Origin of the sequence: Oceanobacillus longus, from assembly GCF_042650085.1 — a bacterium.
Lineage (GTDB): Bacteria > Bacillota > Bacilli > Bacillales > Amphibacillaceae > Oceanobacillus > Oceanobacillus longus.
The window spans coordinates 412695-429457 of the sequence record NZ_JBHSAO010000001.1 but is presented as its reverse complement, the minus strand read 5'-3'; the positions used below and the strand labels follow the sequence as shown (position 1 = coordinate 429457).

General features: G+C 38.5%; 14 protein-coding genes. 1 reads left to right on the top strand and 13 read right to left on the bottom strand.

Features of this window, described 5'->3' with window-relative positions; translation table 11 throughout:
- Nucleotides 1–26: 26 nt before the first annotated feature.
- Genes sdhB through ACFOUV_RS02100 form a run of 3 tightly spaced genes read right to left on the bottom strand, consistent with a single transcriptional unit; the run spans nt 27 to nt 3208 of the window.
- The gene (gene sdhB, locus ACFOUV_RS02110) at nt 27–791 is read right to left on the bottom strand and encodes a succinate dehydrogenase iron-sulfur subunit (RefSeq protein ID WP_379495116.1); all 765 of its coding nucleotides are present in this window, start codon (nt 789–791) and stop codon (nt 27–29) included.
- Nucleotides 792–808: 17 nt separating this feature from the next.
- Entirely contained in the window at nt 809–2560 is a 1752-nt protein-coding gene (gene sdhA, locus ACFOUV_RS02105; RefSeq protein WP_379495115.1) for a succinate dehydrogenase flavoprotein subunit, read from the bottom strand.
- A 27-nt stretch (nt 2561–2587) separates the two neighbouring features.
- Nucleotides 2588–3208, bottom strand: coding sequence for a succinate dehydrogenase cytochrome b558 subunit (locus ACFOUV_RS02100; protein ID WP_379495114.1), 621 nt, complete (start codon nt 3206–3208; stop codon nt 2588–2590).
- A 326-nt stretch (nt 3209–3534) separates the two neighbouring features.
- On the opposite strand from ACFOUV_RS02100, the gene ACFOUV_RS02095 reads away from it, so the two are divergent.
- Complete coding sequence (locus ACFOUV_RS02095; RefSeq protein ID WP_379495113.1) at nt 3535–3975, top strand: DUF2507 domain-containing protein; 441 nt, start codon at nt 3535–3537, stop codon at nt 3973–3975.
- Between the two features lie 435 nt (nt 3976–4410).
- On the opposite strand, the gene uvrC is transcribed toward ACFOUV_RS02095, so the two are convergent.
- The 10 genes from uvrC to polX form a co-directional block, all read right to left on the bottom strand.
- Nucleotides 4411–6189: an excinuclease ABC subunit UvrC gene (uvrC, locus tag ACFOUV_RS02090; protein ID WP_379495112.1), complete on the bottom strand. Its 1779-nt coding sequence runs from the start codon at nt 6187–6189 to the stop codon at nt 4411–4413.
- 107 nt (nt 6190–6296) lie between these two features.
- Nucleotides 6297–6611: a thioredoxin gene (gene trxA, locus ACFOUV_RS02085; RefSeq protein ID WP_379495111.1), complete on the bottom strand. Its 315-nt coding sequence runs from the start codon at nt 6609–6611 to the stop codon at nt 6297–6299.
- Between the two features lie 300 nt (nt 6612–6911).
- Nucleotides 6912–7883: an electron transfer flavoprotein subunit alpha/FixB family protein gene (locus tag ACFOUV_RS02080; protein WP_379495110.1), complete on the bottom strand. Its 972-nt coding sequence runs from the start codon at nt 7881–7883 to the stop codon at nt 6912–6914.
- A gap of 27 nt (nt 7884–7910) precedes the next feature.
- Entirely contained in the window at nt 7911–8684 is a 774-nt protein-coding gene (locus ACFOUV_RS02075; RefSeq protein ID WP_379495109.1) for an electron transfer flavoprotein subunit beta/FixA family protein, read from the bottom strand.
- Nucleotides 8685–8710: 26 nt separating this feature from the next.
- Nucleotides 8711–9484, bottom strand: coding sequence for an enoyl-CoA hydratase (locus ACFOUV_RS02070; protein ID WP_379495108.1), 774 nt, complete (start codon nt 9482–9484; stop codon nt 8711–8713).
- A gap of 39 nt (nt 9485–9523) precedes the next feature.
- Nucleotides 9524–10111: a TetR/AcrR family transcriptional regulator gene (locus tag ACFOUV_RS02065; protein WP_379495107.1), complete on the bottom strand. Its 588-nt coding sequence runs from the start codon at nt 10109–10111 to the stop codon at nt 9524–9526.
- 133 nt (nt 10112–10244) lie between these two features.
- The gene (locus tag ACFOUV_RS02060) at nt 10245–11945 is read right to left on the bottom strand and encodes a long-chain-fatty-acid--CoA ligase (protein WP_379495106.1); all 1701 of its coding nucleotides are present in this window, start codon (nt 11943–11945) and stop codon (nt 10245–10247) included.
- Nucleotides 11946–12133: 188 nt separating this feature from the next.
- Nucleotides 12134–12541, bottom strand: a complete 408-nt coding sequence (locus ACFOUV_RS02055; protein WP_379495105.1) for a DUF350 domain-containing protein — start codon at nt 12539–12541, stop codon at nt 12134–12136.
- A gap of 93 nt (nt 12542–12634) precedes the next feature.
- Nucleotides 12635–14980 (bottom strand): endonuclease MutS2, encoded by a 2346-nt coding sequence (locus tag ACFOUV_RS02050; protein WP_379495104.1) that lies wholly within the window; start codon nt 14978–14980, stop codon nt 12635–12637.
- 42 nt (nt 14981–15022) lie between these two features.
- The gene (polX, locus tag ACFOUV_RS02045) at nt 15023–16741 is read right to left on the bottom strand and encodes a DNA polymerase/3'-5' exonuclease PolX (RefSeq protein WP_379495103.1); all 1719 of its coding nucleotides are present in this window, start codon (nt 16739–16741) and stop codon (nt 15023–15025) included.
- Nucleotides 16742–16763 lie beyond the last annotated feature (22 nt).

Here is a 16763-nt window from a genome sequence, read left to right as displayed (position 1 = left end):
AGGGGCATTGTCTATGAAACTATTGATTATAACGCACTGTCACTTCCAAAGAAGTTTTTGAATGCTTGTATATTTGTAGCACGGTTCATAGCAGCAATTGATGTCGTTAACGGAATCCCTTTAGGACAAACTTGAACACAGTTCTGTGAGTTTCCACATCCATCAATTCCTCCATCTTCCATTAAACCATCCAAACGATCACCTTCATTCATTTCTCCTGTTGGATGGGCGTTGAACAAACGTGCTTGTGAAATTGCAGCCGGCCCAATAAAGTTTGATTTATCATTAACATTTGGACATGCTTCCAGACAAACACCACAAGTCATACATTTAGACAATTCATAAGCCCATTGGCGTTTCTTTTCAGGCATACGAGGTCCAGGACCTAAATCATGTGTTCCATCAATTGGAATCCAAGCTTTAACCTGTTTTAATGCATCAAACATTCGCTCACGATCAATAATTAAATCACGTACTATCGGAAATGTTGACATTGGTTCCAACCGGATTGGCTGTTCAAGTTGATCCACCAAAGCCGCACAGGATTGTCTTGCAGTTCCATTAATAACCATGGAACATGCACCACATACTTCTTCCAAACAGTTCATATCCCACATTACCGGAGTTGTTTTTTCCCCTTTGGCGTTAACAGGGTTCTGTCTAATTTCCATAAGACCGGATATAACGTTCATATTTGTCCGATAAGGAATTTCAAAGGTTTCCTCATAAGGAGCAGATTCCGGGCCGTCTTGTCTAGTTATTATAAAGGTAACTGTACTTTGTTCAGCCATTTTTATTTACTCCCCCTTTAATGTTTTGTTGTGTAATCACGTTTACGAGGCGGAATTAAAGAAACATCAATTTCCTCGTAACTGAATACAGGTGATTGTGCTAATTTATCAAATTCAGCAATCGTTGTTTTCAAGAATTCGTCATCATTACGTTCAGGGTATTCCGGTTTGTAATGTGCACCACGACTCTCATTACGATTATAAGCACCGATTGTAATTACCCGAGCAAGATGAAGCATATTTTTTAATTGACGGGTAAACATAACACCTTGATTGCTCCAACGGGATGTATCGTTAATATTAATATTATCCCAGCGTTCAAGAAGCTCCTTAATCTTATCATCTGTTTTTAGCAGCTTCTCATTTTCACGAACCACTGTAACATTATCTGTCATCCATTCTCCGAGTTCTCTATGAATCTGGTAAGCATTTTCAGTTCCTTCCATATTCATGAGATTTTCAAAGTTATTCTTCTCTTCTTTTTCCAGAGATTCGAATAAATCATTCGAAAGATCCTCTGCATGAACATCAAGACCATCAATATAATTGATAGCCTTCGGTCCTGCAACCATTCCTCCATAGATTGCTGATAATAAGGAATTGGCTCCAAGACGGTTACCACCATGTTGAGAATAATCACATTCGCCAGCAGCAAATATACCAGGGATACTCGTCATTTGATCTTCATCAACCCACAGACCACCCATGGAATAATGAACAGCCGGGAAGATTTTCATTGGCACTTTACGGGGATCTTCACCTACAAATTTTTCATAGATTTCAATGATTCCACCTAATTTAATATCCAATTCTTTTGAATCCTTATGTGAAAGGTCAAGGTAAACCATGTTTTCTCCATTAATTCCTAATTTTTGGTTTACACAGACATCAAAAATTTCACGTGTAGCAATATCACGAGGAACAAGGTTACCATACGCTGGATACTTCTCCTCCAGAAAGTACCATGGCTCTCCGTCTTTATACGTCCAAATACGTCCACCTTCACCACGAGCCGATTCACTCATGAGTCGTAACTTATCATCACCAGGAATAGCAGTTGGATGAATTTGAATAAATTCACCATTTGCATATTTAGCTCCCTGCTGATAAAGCATGCTAGCAGCTGAACCGGTATTTATCATGGAGTTCGTTGATTTACCAAAGATAATCCCTGGACCACCAGTAGCAAATATAGTTGCATCAGAACGGAATGCCTTGACTTCATGTGTCTTGATGTCCTGGGCAACAATTCCTCTACCAATACCCTCTTCATCAATGATTGCTTGAAGAAATTCCCAACCTTCATATTTTGTAACAAGGCCTTCTACTTCAAACCGACGAACTTGTTCATCTAAAGCATATAGTAATTGCTGACCTGTAGTAGCTCCTGCATATGCTGTACGATGCATTTGGGTTCCACCAAAACGACGGAAATCAAGTAACCCTTCCGGAGTCCGATTAAACATAACCCCCATACGATCAAACATATGTATAATACCCGGAGCCGCATCACACATCGCCTTTACTTGAGGCTGATTTGCAAGAAAATCTCCGCCATAAACTGTATCATCAAAGTGAAGCCAAGGAGAATCTCCTTCCCCTTTTGTGTTTACTGCTCCATTTATACCACCTTGAGCACATACAGAGTGAGAGCGTTTTACAGGAACAATAGAAAACAGATCTACTTTTACGCCTGCTTCGGCTGACTTTATAGTAGCCATTAATCCGGCTAATCCACCACCGACAACAGCGACTTTACGATTATTCATTTTGTTGGCTCACTCCTTCTCTTTCTATTAAACACCATAAGCAAATTGAATTAATGTTCTAACACCTAAATAACTGACTACTAAAAATATACCGATACAAGCATAAGTGGATATTTGTTGTGATTTCGGTGATTGTGTAATTCCCCATGTAACCAAAAAGCTCCATAATCCGTTAGCGAAATGGAATACTGCTGATAGTACACCGATAACGTAGAACCAGAACATAAATGGATTTGTTAAAATACCTTCCATCAAGCTGTAATCGAGTTCCGCATTTCCTAGACCGATTTGAACACGCGTTTCAAATACATGCCATACCAGGAATACAAGTGTAATAATCCCTGTAATTCGTTGAATTTTAAACATCCAGTTACGGAAAAATCCATATCTGCTCACATTGTTTCTTGCAGTAAAAACGATATATACCCCTAAAATTGCATGAAACAAGATTGGCAGATAAATCACGAATATTTCCAGCAACAGAACAAATGGAAGCCCTGCCATAAAACCTGCCGCTTGATTAAAACTCTCTTCTCCATACACAGCAAAATGATTCACTACTAAATGCTGCACCAAGAAAATACCAATTGGAACAACACCTAAGAATGAATGCAATCTTCTGTAAAAAAATTCACGTTGCTCTGCCATGTTTACCCCCCCTTAGCCAAATTCATTGTTTATGTGATATGTAGTCTATTAAAAAAAGTAAAGCGCTTTTATAGCAAATAGCGAAACTTTTTAAAATAGCACAAATTCGTAACATATTTATTGTACTTCTTACTATGAAAAGCGTCAAGAAAACTTAGACAATAATTTATAGATTAATAGTAATATATAGAATTGCCTTTTGATGAAAATGATAGAGAATACTTGATTATTCCTTGATTTATATAGATAATAATAGAAGTTATCATACAGTTCTCCTTGAGAATATGAAAATGTATACAGGACTTTTTATGGAGAGGATGAAAAGGATGTCAAAAAAGCAACATATATTAGACTTATCACATCTAGAAGAACTCAATACAACGGGGGCGGGTTATGACATCCTGCGTTATGTGAGCTTGCCGGAATTGCTAGGAAAAGAGAAGGATACACTTTTCTATTTTATGGGTAAAAACCTGGCAAGAAAATTCGATATTAATACGATGGAAGATATATATATTATATTTGATAAACTTGGTTGGGGAAATCTTGAACTTATCAAACAAAAGAAAAAAGAGTACATTTTCAATCTCCTATCGGATGCTATCGTAATGCGACTGAAAGCTCCTTTCGAAACTGACTTCCGTTTAGAGGCTGGATTTTTATCAGAAGCTGTTCAGATGGTTGAAGGAATGGAATGCGAATGTATGGAAGAAGTAAACCAACGAATAAGTCAGATCGAATTTTCGGTCGTATTTACGGACGCTTAAAGCTCTCTAATGTTTGTTGCTTTATCATCCACGCAGTAGAGATAAACTGCGAACTAGGATATGTCTCTTCAGCGACCGCTCTGGGAAATATACTTCGCTTTCCGCGGGCGGCTGGTGAGCCCTCCTCGTGCTTCGCACTCCGGGGTCTCACCGATGCCTTTCCTCCCACTGGAGTCTTCGTATATTTCCCAGAGCTGGTTTGATTGTTATAAAAATCTCATCACACATCTTCACCAGTCCGGCATCGCTGTGGGCGGTGACTCCTGCGGGAAAAGCACGTGTCCGAAGACCAGAAGAGTGGTTTTCTCTTCGGGGCTGAGGCCGTGCCCTAAGGATGCGCATCCGCCCAGAGCGATCCCGGACGGCGGCAAACAAACTTATAGAAATCAGTCAAAACTAAATAAACAGGCAGAAGCTCATTCTTCTGCCTGTTTTCTATTCTTCTTTATTTAAATGAGCGAGTATATCTTCTGCCGTATTCTTCGGTATTCCAAGTTTCGTAATATCTGATACAGCTGCTTTTCTTATTTCAGTTACCGACTTAAAATGAGTGAGTAAAAGTTTCCTTCTTTTTTCACCGATCCCAGGTATTTTATCCAATTCAGATTGGAATAAACTTTTACCACGTAGCTGTCGGTGAAATGTAATAGCAAATCGATGAACTTCATCCTGTATACGCTGCACAAGGTAGAATACCTGTGACTGTCTTTCTAGAGGAACAATTATCGGAGGCATCCCAAACAACAGTTCACTTGTTTTATGTTTATCATCTTTAGCCAGACCTGCAAGTGGTATATCGAGTCCCAGCTCGTTTTCCAATACATCTAGCGCAGAAGACATTTGCCCTTTCCCCCCATCAACAATGATTAAATCAGGCATTGGAAGTTTATCTTTCAATACGCGTGAATACCTTCGACGAATAACTTCCCGCATCGTTTCATAGTCATCAGGGCCCTGAACATCTCTGATTTTGTATTTACGGTATTCTTTCTTATTCGGTTTTCCATCTTCAAAAACTATCATTGCTGATACAGGGTCTGTTCCTTGGATATTGGAATTATCAAATGCTTCAATGCGATGTGGTGTTTCAATATTTAATTGTTCTCCCAATTCCTCTACAGCCTGGATTGTACGTTCCTCATTGCGTTCAATAAGTTGAAACTTTTCATTTAATGCAATCTGCGCATTTTTCGTTGCCAACTCCACAAGTTCCTTTTTCCTACCGCGGAGTGGTGTATGCACTTGAATTTCAAGCAGTTGTTCCAACAACTCATCATCGGTACCGATTGGAACAAGTATTTGCTTCGGTTTTAAGTGATTTTCGTGTAAGTAAAAACGACCGATAAAGCTAATAAATGTTTCTTCATGTTCATCAAAGAAAGGAAAGACAGTAACGTCCCTTTCAATCAATTTTCCTTGACGGATGAAGAATACTTGTATACACATCCAGCCCTTATCATAGTTATAACCAAATATGTCTCTATCCACAAGATCGTTCATCGTCATTTTTTGCTGTTCCATAACTGCATCAATATGCTGAATTTGATCACGCATTTCCATTGCCCGTTCAAAATTTAGTTGTTCACTTGCTTCCAACATTTTGGACTTCAAATTATTTCTAATTTCTTTATATCCACCATGAAGAAAAGATGTTATTTCCTGCACAATTGCCTGATATTCTGTTATAGAAGGAGGATTTTCGCTGCAAGCCATACATTGATTCATATGATAGTATAAGCATGGACGCCCAGGTGGATTATTACATTTCTTCAATGGGTACAATCGATCAAGTAATTTTTTTGTTTCCCTGGCGGCAATTACGTTTGGATAAGGACCAAAGTACTTGCCTTTATCCTTTTTAACCTTACGAGTGATCAGCAACCGGGGATGTCTTTCCGAAGTAATTTTTAGATACGGATAAGATTTGTCATCTTTAAGCATGACATTATATTTTGGGTCATATTTTTTAATTAAATTCATTTCAAGAATAAGTGCTTCCATCTCTGAAGAAGTTACAACATATTCAAAATCCTCTATCTCCTGAACAAGGCGTTGTGTTTTCCGGTCATTTGCACCCCTGAAGTAGGACCGAACGCGATTTCTTAGCAACTTGGATTTTCCAACATATATAATTGTACCGTGCCTGTCTTTCATTAAATAACAGCCCGGCTGTGCAGGCAAAATTGCCAACTTGCCCTCAATTTTTTCATTCATAGAATTCAAATCCTTTTAATCTTAGAAAATCCCTTGTCACATGAGTAACAAGGGATTTCATATTTTCTTTCTATTATACACGGTATAGATGTTCAAAAAGCTTTTAATTATGCATGTTTGTTAATAAGGTCAGTTAGAGCCTCTTTCGGCTGAAAACCAATTACTTGATCAACTACATTACCATCTTTGAACAATAGCAAAGTAGGGATACTCATCACACCAAATTTACCAGCAGTTTCTTGATTTTCGTCCACATCTAATTTAACGATTTGAACTTTTTCTTCCATTTCACCATCAATTTCTTCCAATACAGGCGCAATCATCTTACATGGACCACACCAAGGTGCCCAAAAATCAGCTAATACTAAACCTTTAGATGTTTCGTCTGTAAAATTTTGATCTGTTACATGTTTAATAGCCATTATTTTATACCTCCTAAAAATTCAATATTATGTGAAGCTTAGTATGAGTATATCATCCGACGTATATTCTTCCTAATAGTTTGCTTAGAAAATTCAAAAGCAAAAATGAGCCTTTAGCGACGTTTGCACTGCGAATCCCCGCCCCTCAAAAAATTTCCACTTAATGAGGCGATTTTAGTGGAATCCAAATTAATGCTGACTTATTGTACGGTAATGAAGGGATCCAAAAATTGCTGTATCTGATGTTCCTTACAAATTGAATAAAAATGACCTGATGTAAACAATCAGGTCATTTTTAAGTTATTTTATTTTCTTGATTTCTTCAATAAGTAGAGGAATGACTTCGAATAAATCACCGACAATTCCATAATCTGCTACATTGAAAATATTGGATTCGGCATCTTTATTGATCGCAACAATTACTTTGGAGTTAGACATACCAGCAAGATGCTGTATAGCTCCGGAAATACCGACTGCAATATAGAGATCAGGTGTTACTACCTTTCCTGTTTGCCCAATTTGCAAGGCATAATCACAATACTCCGCATCACATGCTCCACGTGAAGCTCCAACTGCGCCGCCTAATACTTCCGCCAATTCATACAATGGCTTAAACCCATCAGCACTTTTAACTCCACGCCCACCTGCAACGATAACATTGGCTTCAGATAGATCTACACCTTTAGCAGCTTTACGAATTACTTCTTTAACAATGGTCCGAATATCTGCTACATCCACATCTTTTGCATTAACTTCCCCTGTACGAGACTCATCTTTGTCCAATGGTGGAATATTATTTGGACGAATGGTAACAAAAGTTATATCACTCGTATTAATTTTCTTTTCAAAGGCTTTACCTGAATAGATTGGGCGGATAAAAACAGGCTGTCCTCCATCAGATTCAATACCAACAGCATCAGAAATGAGTCCTGTCTCCAATTTACTTGCAAGCTTAGGAGTTAAGTCCTTTCCTATCGACGTATGGCCCATAACAATTCCTGTCGGAGACTCATCATTAACAACAGCCATAACAGCCTGGCCATATCCTTCAGATGTATACGTTTTCAAATTTGAATGCGACACAGTTGTAACTCTATCCACACCATATTCGATCATTTCCTTTGCCAAATCATCTAGAGAGCCATCTCCAACAACTACTCCAACGACTTCAGCATCTGAACTAATTTTTTTCGCTGCAGCAACAGCCTCGAAAGAAACGTTTCGTAATTCCCCTTCTCTTACTTCACCAATAACTACTATTTTATCACTCATATCATTGCTCCTTTCCCATGTCTGTCTTTACAATACTTTTTTATCATTTTTAAGTAGAGAAACTAATTCACTTACTTGATCTGCTATCTCACCTTCGAGCACTCTTCCAGCTTCTTTTTCTGGTGGCAGGTAGATATCAATTGTTTTTGTTTTTGCTTCGACATCATCTTCATCCAAGTCCAAATCATCTAATTCAAGTTCATCCAGTGGTTTCTTTTTCGCTTTCATAATTCCTGGAAGAGATGGATAACGAGGTTCATTTAATCCTTGTTGACACGTTACCAGTAATGGAAGACTAGCCTCTATGATTTCTACATCCCCTTCAACATCCTTCTCGATAACTGCACTATCTCCAGTTACTTTCAAACTAGTAATAGTAGTTACATATGGGAACCCCAACAGTTCTGCTAACCTAGGACCAACCTGACCACTGGCTTCGTCAATAGCAACATTACCTGCAAGGATTAAATCAACTTCTTTATCTTCAAAATAAGCTTGGAGAACTTTAGCTGTTGTAAACTGATCTCCTTCTTCAAGATCTTCTTCAATGTTAATTAACACAGCTTTGTCTGCTCCCATGGCTAATGCAGTTCGAAGTTGTTTCTCGGAGTCTTCATCACCAACCGTTACTACTGTAACTTCTCCGCCATGTGCATCACGTTGAACAATCGCTTCTTCCACCGCATATTCATCATATGGATTAATAATGAATTCAGCACCGTCGTCTTCAATTTTTCCACCAGACACAGATATTTTTTCCTCTGTATCAAATGTCTTTTTTAATAGTACATAAATATTCATCTGGCATCCTCCTAAACTATTAATATCTATTTATCCTGGAAATTTGGTTTACGTTTTTCCAGAAAAGCCTGTACTCCTTCTTTTGCATCTTCAGAACCGAATATTTCACCAAATGCTTTCGCCTCTTCACGAACCCCTTTAGAAAACTGTTCGGTTTTTGCAAATGGAATAAGGTGCATAATCTGATTTATTGCCGGTTTACTTTTAGCAGCAATTTTTTCTGCTAGTTTTATAGTTTCAGCTGTTAGGTCCTCTTCGGGTACTGCTTTGTTTGCCAAACCATATTCAACTGCTTGTGTTCCACTGATTGGTTCACTGCTAAGTATCATTTCATACGCTTTTGCAGTACCTACATATCCTGGTAAGCGCTGCGTTCCTGCAAATCCAGGAATAATTCCAAGACTCATCTCAGGCAAGCCTAGTTTTGCTTTTTCCGTAACAATACGGATATGACAAGCCATCGCTAGTTCCAGCCCGCCACCTAAAGCAGCACCATGTATAGCCGCGATTACGGGAATGGAAAAGTTTTCAATACGCTCTAATATTTGTTGGCCTTGTGTGGAAAGGGATTCGTATTCGGAAGCATTCTGTAATTCTGTAAATTCTTTAATGTCTGCACCTGCTGAGAAAAACTTCCCTTCCCCCTTAAAAACAATTGCTTTTGCCATGTTTTCCTCTTCAATTTGATCGAGTTTCTCGTTAATGTCTTTAAGAAGGGACCTTGATAACGCATTTGCAGGTGGACTTTGAATTGTCAAATAGGCTATTTTTGCATTTACTTCATAAGAAACTTTTCCCATCGTATAAGCATCCTCCTTTTTAATTTTTTCTGTCATCGCTCAATCTGTGCGGGACAAGGCACCAATCAGTAATGCATGAACTTCTGGCACCTGGCTCAGTAAATCGTATTTCTGCTCCTTCATGACCCAATTTGTCACAATCTCATCTAGTGTCCCAAATATCATTTGCCTTACTAATGGAGTATTTAAGTCACTGCGAAAATGATTTTGTTCGATTCCTTCTCTCACTATATTGTCTATTACCGTTAGATACGGTTTTAAGACGTTATTAATTTGAAGGCGAAGGGAATAATTCGACTGCCTCAATTCCAATTGTGTAACAATCGCCAGGTAATAATCTGCAGAGAGCTGTCCAAAATGCTCCTCGATTAATGTCTGCAATTTCTCTTCTGCATTCTGTTTCTGGCTTGTGGATTCAGCAATCTTTTCAATAAATTGACCCATTTTCTCTTCAAACACGGATACAAGCACATCTTCCTTATTTTTAAAATAAAGGTAAATCGTACCGTCTGCTACTCCAGCAGCTTTGGCAATCTTGGAAACCTGGGATCCATGATACCCATTTTCTGCAATGACTCTTACTGCTGCTTCTATAATTTGATTATACTTCGGCTTATTATTTCTCATGTCTTTCTCCTTAGATGCGTCCAAACTCCCCTAACTGAGTGAATAGTCATTCATAATTTATATTGTAACTTCAACAGATTATTCTGTCAATGAAAAGCTTGTCCTGATTTAAAGGAAAAAAAGAGCACAAGGCTCAAACCGTCTTCGTTACTTCTGTCTGTTTGCTTGTTTCTTCATCAACTAGTCTTCTTCTCAATATTTTACCGACAGCGGTTTTAGGAAGTTCATCTCGGAATTCATATAATTTCGGTACTTTATATACAGCAAGATGTTTCCGGCAAAACGCATTTAAATCTTCCTCCGATAGCGAATAGTCCTCCTTAAGCACGACATAGGCTTTAACGGTTTCCCCACGATAAGGGTCTGGTATACCTGCAACGACCGCTTCCTGAATACCTTCATGCTCATAAAGTACTTCTTCCACTTCGCGCGGATAAATATTATACCCTCCTGCAATAATCATATCTTTCTTTCGATCCACTACAAAGAAATAACCATCTTCATTCATATAACCTAAGTCTCCAGTAAACAGCCATCCGTCTTTTAGTACATTGTCCGTTTCTTCCTCGTTATTCCAATATCCCTGCATAATTTGCGGACCCTTTACCGCAATCTCTCCAACTTCGCCAACATCTGCTTCTTCTCCACCTGCATCCATGTTAAATATTTTACAGTCTGTATCCGGCCAAGGTACTCCAATACTTCCATTAATCCGGTCTGACCAAATAAAGTTTGCATGGGTTACAGGAGAAGATTCTGTTAAGCCGTAACCCTCAACAAGTTTTCCACCTGTAATTTTTTCGAATTGTTCCTGTACTTCCAATGGCAATGGAGCAGAACCGCTAAGACATGCTTCAATAGATGATAAATCATATTTTTTTATGTCTGGATGGTTTAGCAAGCCTACATAAATGGTGGGAGCACCAGGAAATAGTGTAGGCTTTTGCTTGTCGATTGTTTTAAGTACGTCAAGGGCATTAAACTTCGGCATCAATATCATTTTGGATCCTAATTTAATTGCGAAATTCATTACTGTCGTCATTCCATACACATGGAAGAATGGTAAAACACCCAACACGACTCCTTGTCTTTTACTTGTCTTATATAGCCATGCTTCACTCATCTGTACATTTGATGTTAAATTAAAGTGAGTCAGCATAACCCCTTTCGGGTGACCAGTTGTACCGCCTGTATATTGAAGTAGGGCAAGATCAACACGAGGATCAATTACCGTCTCAAGATAATCGTCAGAAGACTTCTCCATTAACTGCTTCCAAACATGGGTATCTCCACTCTGCTCGACTTTGACAACCATATTGTATTCCTTCTTTTGGATAAATGGATAAATAAGATTCTTTGGAAAAGGCAAGTAATCTTTTATTCCAGTAACGATTGTATGCTTAAGAGAAGTTTTATTTCGGACATTCGTTACTTTTGGAAGAAGAATATCCAAACATACAATAACCGACGTATCGGAATCATTTAATTGATACTCCAATTCCCTTTCTGTATACAGAGGATTGGTCTGAACAACAATTGCTCCAGCCATTAGGCTACCGTAATAGCTTATGACTGCTTGCGGACAATTCGGCAGCATAATTGCTACTTTATCACCTTTTCTAACTCCAAGAGATTGCAAGTAATTTGCCATTTTCTTGGATTCCGTGTATAGATCTCCATAAGAAATATCTTTTCCTAAGAAATGAAGCGCTTTCTTTTCTTTGTGGCGTTCAGCACTCTCAACCAGATAAGCATATAAAGGCTTCTCGTCATATTCTAAAGATGGCGGTATTTCAGTCGGATAATGATCATGCCATTTACGGGAAAATTCCATTTTACATTCCTCCTTATAGTTATACTATAATCATTATACCGATTAATTTCTATTTTTTGAAATTTTATTTAATTATTTTGTAAATTTCTTTGTCATATTAAATAAACAATACCTACTACTAGAAAAATAACTGCGACCACAATTAAGATTTTTGCCAAACGATCCAGTACCATTGCTGGCTTCCCCCTTTATACGATGCTTGCACCTATCACAAATGCCAAACCAATTGAAATCATCATCGAAATGAATCCCACTGCGGTATTTCCTTTCCCAATTTCTTCATCAACTTTGATTGTTGGTGTAAGGAATTCAAAAATCAAATAACCAAATAATAATAAAACAAAGCCAAATACTCCCCACCCAATTGATTGAAAAAGGCTATCATTATGTTCAATGGAATAACGAAATATCGTCGCTAATCCGAAAAGTTTACCACCGGTTGCCATTGCAACAGCGAAATTTCCTTTTTTAATCTCTTCCCAGTTTTTGTAGGATGTGACGAGTTCAAAGATTGCCAGAAAGACGAGCGTACAGAGAACAAATACACTATAGCGGGCAGCAGTTACAACAATAATATTCTCCCAAAAGCTTTCCATCACGGTCAATCCTCTCCTATCCTGTAAGTATATGTAGCTTTCGCCCCTCTTAAGGGGCGAAAGTAAAATCATTATTTATCAAAAATAAGGAGGTTATCGAAATTCGATGACGGTAACACCACTTCCTCCTTCATTGCCTTCACCGGCTCTTGCTGATGCAATATGTGGATGACGCTTCGCATACTCTTGCACACCTTTACGTAAAGCTCCCGTACCTTTTCCGTGTATAATGGACGCTTTCGAATATCCTGCAAGTAGGACATCATCAATGTATTTTTCAAGTTTTAATAGTGCATCATCATATCTTTCTCCACGCAAATCCAATTCCGAACGAACATGATAATTAGATCCCTTAATTGTTGCTACTGGTTTATGGTCGGTTTGTTTCTTTTTTCCAAGTAGTTGAAGGTCATTTCTTTTAACTTTAACTTTCATAATACCTACCTGTACCATGTATTCTTTGTCATTTATTTTCTCCAGTACTTCACCGTTCTGATTAACTGTTAATAGTTTAATTTCATCACCGGGTTTTAGGTCCTGTTTTTCGGTAGTTTTTTTCTCAACCGATTTTTTTTGCTTTTTGGAGAGGTCCGGTTGAGCATCTTCAAGCATTTTTTTCGCTTCAATCCATTCATGTTCTTTTAACGTAACATTTGACTTCATTTGGCGAATTTCATTCACAATAAATTCAGCTTCTTCACGTGCTTTCTTTAAAGCCTTCTCCGCTTTTTCTTCTGCTTTTTTATATAGCTCTTCCCGTTTCTGCTCCAATTGCTTCCATTCTTTTGCAATATCAGCACGCAATTGCTCACTTTCAAGCAAAATTTCGTGGGCTTGTTCATAATCTTTTTCAGCATCTAGCTGGGATTTTTCCAAAGAAGCGATCATTGTTTCCACACTTTTGGAATCAACACCAACAAGTCCCTTAGCTCTTTCGATTACATGTTGATCCAATCCAAGCCGCTTGGATATTTCAAAAGCATTGCTTCGGCCTGGAACACCGATCAGTAAACGATATGTCGGTTGTAATGTTTCTACATTAAATTCAACAGACGCGTTAACTACATTCTCCCTATTATAACCATATGCTTTAAGTTCCGGATAGTGGGTTGTGGCAATTACGCGCGCATTCCTGGATACGACTTCATCGAGAATCGACATAGCAAGTGCAGCACCTTCTTGTGGATCTGTACCAGAACCAAGCTCATCAAATAAAACCAATGATTGGTGATCCACTTGTTGAATGATGTCCACGATGTTTGTCATGTGGGAAGAAAAAGTACTTAAATTCTGCTCGATCGATTGTTCATCACCAATATCAGCGAAAACATCCTTAAATACCGCCATCTCGCAGCCATCTAATGCTGGAATCTGTAATCCAGACTGGGCCATCAATGTACATAAACCAATCATTTTTAATGTGACCGTCTTCCCACCAGTATTTGGGCCAGTTATGACGATTGACGTGTAGGTTTTTCCAATTTCTACATCATTCGGCACTACCTCATCAATCGGAATTAATGGATGTCTTGCCTGTTGCATTTTAATATAGCCTTGATCATTCATTTTGGGTTTTGCTGCCTTCATTTTCTGTCCCAGTTTCGCACGTGCAAACATAAAATCAATTTTAGCGAGGACGATGACATTTGCATATAAATCATGTTCAAAGCTTGCTATATGTTCACTTAGCTCTTTTAATATCCGTTCGATTTCTTCTTGTTCTTTACTAACTGCCTCATGTAATTGATTGTTCAGATCAACAACCGCTTTTGGTTCCATAAATAATGTTTGTCCTGAAGAGGATTGATCATGTACAATTCCACCGACAGAACCTCTATGCTCCTGTTTAACAGGAAGTACGTAGCGGTCATTACGAATGGTTACAATAGCATCTGAAAGCATATTACTGTTGTTTCTCGTATAACTCTCTAACTTTTCCCGTATTCTATTTTCATAGGTACGAATCGATGTTCGAATACTGCGGAGCTTGGTGGAGGCATTGTCTAAAACATGACCATGATCATCGATACAATTTTTTATGCTTTGCTCGAGTTCCCGAAGTGGGGTTATTTGCTCCACTAATTCATATAAAATAGGCAGTTCTTCATCTTCCAGATTTTCAATAAATAATTTAACCTGCCTGCCTCCATATATCGTATTAGCTACATCAAGACATTCTTCCGTTGATAGAATGCCTCCAATCGCACTTCGCTTCAGACTTGCTCGAATATCCGTAATTCCCCCAAGCGGGATGGCTTTGTTAAGACGTACAATATGGGCCGCTTCATCCGTTTCCTGCTGTAATTGAACAACTTCATTCAATTCTATAGAAGGACTTAACCTGCCTGCCAGATCTTTACCAAGTGATGTGGCTGCGTTGCTATTTAATTGTTCCTTAATTTTTTTGAACTCTAGTACACGGAGAATCCGTTCATTCATGCTATATACTCCTTTAATTGTGTTTCTAAGTCGGAATAACTTTTATTTATTTTGATTAAAAAATTCCAGTAGTTTTTCTTTTGTCCATGTATTCATAACCATATCTTTCTCCACCCAGCCTTTTCTAGCAACCCCAACCCCATATTTCATATGATCAAGCATTGGATAGCTGTGAGCGTCGGTATTGATGGCTAAAGTAACCCCTGCCTCCTGAACTTTACGCACCCAGTCAGATGATAGGTCCAACCGATTCGGGTTTGCGTTAATTTCCAAAGCAGTATTCGTCTCTTTCGCTTTTTCAATTAGTTTCTCCACATTAACATGATAACCTGGGCGTCTTCCAATCAATCTTCCGGTCGGATGCGCAATTAGGGATACATAAGGGTTCTCCAATGCATTATATAATCGCTTCATAATTTTTTCTTCTGATTGATTGAAGCTGGAGTGAATTGCACCTATAACATAGTCCATTTCGCGTAGGAACGCATCTGAGAAATCGAGTGTGCCATCAGGTTGAATATCCATTTCCACGCCAGCAAATATATGAAAATCATTCATTTGTTCATTCAACTTTGTAATTTCCTCTCGCTGTTTCAGTAATCGTGTCTCATCCAATCCATTCGCAACCCGAAGGTATTTGGAGTGATCTGTTACAGCCATATAGGAGTAACCCTTATCTCGAACACGTTTCACCATCTCATCCAGTGACTGTGCGCCATCACTCCATGTCGTATGCATATGCAAATCACCTTTGATATCCTCTAACTCAATGAAACGCTTCTCTTCTGTAAAAACTTCTATTTCCCCCGTGTTTTCTCTAACTTCAGGAGGAATAAAAGTAAGTCCAAAGTGCCCAAAGAATTCTTCCTCCGTGGCAAATGTCAAAATTTCATTTGTTTCTTCTACCTCAACACCATATTCACTGATTTTCTCCCCTCGGGATTTAGCCAGCTGTCTTAATGCGACATTATGATCCTTGGAGCCGGTAAAATGATGTAATGTAGTTGCATACTCTTCCATTGTTACGAGTCTGAAATCAACATTAATGTCAAAAGCTTCCTCCAAGGTGACAGATACTTTTGTATCTCCTTTGGCTATAACATCTTTAATATCAGGTATTGAAAGCAAGGCATCTCTTACTGCAGATTGTTTGGAAGTTGCGATAATAAAATCAAGATCTTTAATCGTTTCGCGCATTCGTCTTAAACTACCTGCACGCGAAAAGGAATCGATCTCCTCCATTTCTGTCAAATAAGCTTCAATTTTCTCAGCTACGGGAAGCATCATGGCGATAGGAAGTCGCTCTGGACGTTTTCCTGCTTCATCCAGTGCAGCAACTATTTTTTCTGCCGTTTTCTTTCCAAATCCCGCAAGGCTCTCCACCTTACCATGAAGGCACGCTTCCTTCAGCGTGTCGGCATCCACAACATGAAGTTCCTGGTACAGTTTGGACAATTTTTTACCGCCAAGACCGGGAAGATTCAATAGTGGGATTAAACCTGGTGGTACTTCCTCTGCCAGTTCTTTTAATGTTTCCGATTCACCATTTTCCACATATTCTACAATAACTGTACTTGTACCTTTACCTATTCCTTTAATCTTTGTAAAATCATCAATCTCTGAAAGGGATCTATCATCCGTTTCAAGTGCCTGTGCAGCTTTTCTGTATGCGGATATTTTAAAAGGATTTTCTCCCTTCAATTCTAGATATATAGCAATTTGTTCGAGTAATTTAATAACATCTTTTTTATTTACCGCCATCATCTTACCTCGCTTTATCTTT

Bases quoted from the DNA above. Each gene is read 5' to 3' on its own strand.
- sdhB (WP_379495116.1), bottom strand. From the start codon at position 791: ATGGCTGAACAAAGTACAGTTACCTTTATAATAACTAGACAAGACGGC.
- sdhA (WP_379495115.1), bottom strand. From the start codon at position 2,560: ATGAATAATCGTAAAGTCGCTGTTGTCGGTGGTGGATTAGCCGGATTA.
- ACFOUV_RS02100 (WP_379495114.1), bottom strand. From the start codon at position 3,208: ATGGCAGAGCAACGTGAATTTTTTTACAGAAGATTGCATTCATTCTTA.
- ACFOUV_RS02095 (WP_379495113.1), top strand. From the start codon at position 3,535: ATGTCAAAAAAGCAACATATATTAGACTTATCACATCTAGAAGAACTC.
- uvrC (WP_379495112.1), bottom strand. From the start codon at position 6,189: ATGAATGAAAAAATTGAGGGCAAGTTGGCAATTTTGCCTGCACAGCCG.
- trxA (WP_379495111.1), bottom strand. From the start codon at position 6,611: ATGGCTATTAAACATGTAACAGATCAAAATTTTACAGACGAAACATCT.
- ACFOUV_RS02080 (WP_379495110.1), bottom strand. From the start codon at position 7,883: ATGAGTGATAAAATAGTAGTTATTGGTGAAGTAAGAGAAGGGGAATTA.
- ACFOUV_RS02075 (WP_379495109.1), bottom strand. From the start codon at position 8,684: ATGAATATTTATGTACTATTAAAAAAGACATTTGATACAGAGGAAAAA.
- ACFOUV_RS02070 (WP_379495108.1), bottom strand. From the start codon at position 9,484: ATGGGAAAAGTTTCTTATGAAGTAAATGCAAAAATAGCCTATTTGACA.
- ACFOUV_RS02065 (WP_379495107.1), bottom strand. From the start codon at position 10,111: ATGAGAAATAATAAGCCGAAGTATAATCAAATTATAGAAGCAGCAGTA.
- ACFOUV_RS02060 (WP_379495106.1), bottom strand. From the start codon at position 11,945: ATGGAATTTTCCCGTAAATGGCATGATCATTATCCGACTGAAATACCG.
- ACFOUV_RS02055 (WP_379495105.1), bottom strand. From the start codon at position 12,541: ATGGAAAGCTTTTGGGAGAATATTATTGTTGTAACTGCTGCCCGCTAT.
- ACFOUV_RS02050 (WP_379495104.1), bottom strand. From the start codon at position 14,980: ATGAATGAACGGATTCTCCGTGTACTAGAGTTCAAAAAAATTAAGGAA.
- polX (WP_379495103.1), bottom strand. From the start codon at position 16,741: ATGGCGGTAAATAAAAAAGATGTTATTAAATTACTCGAACAAATTGCT.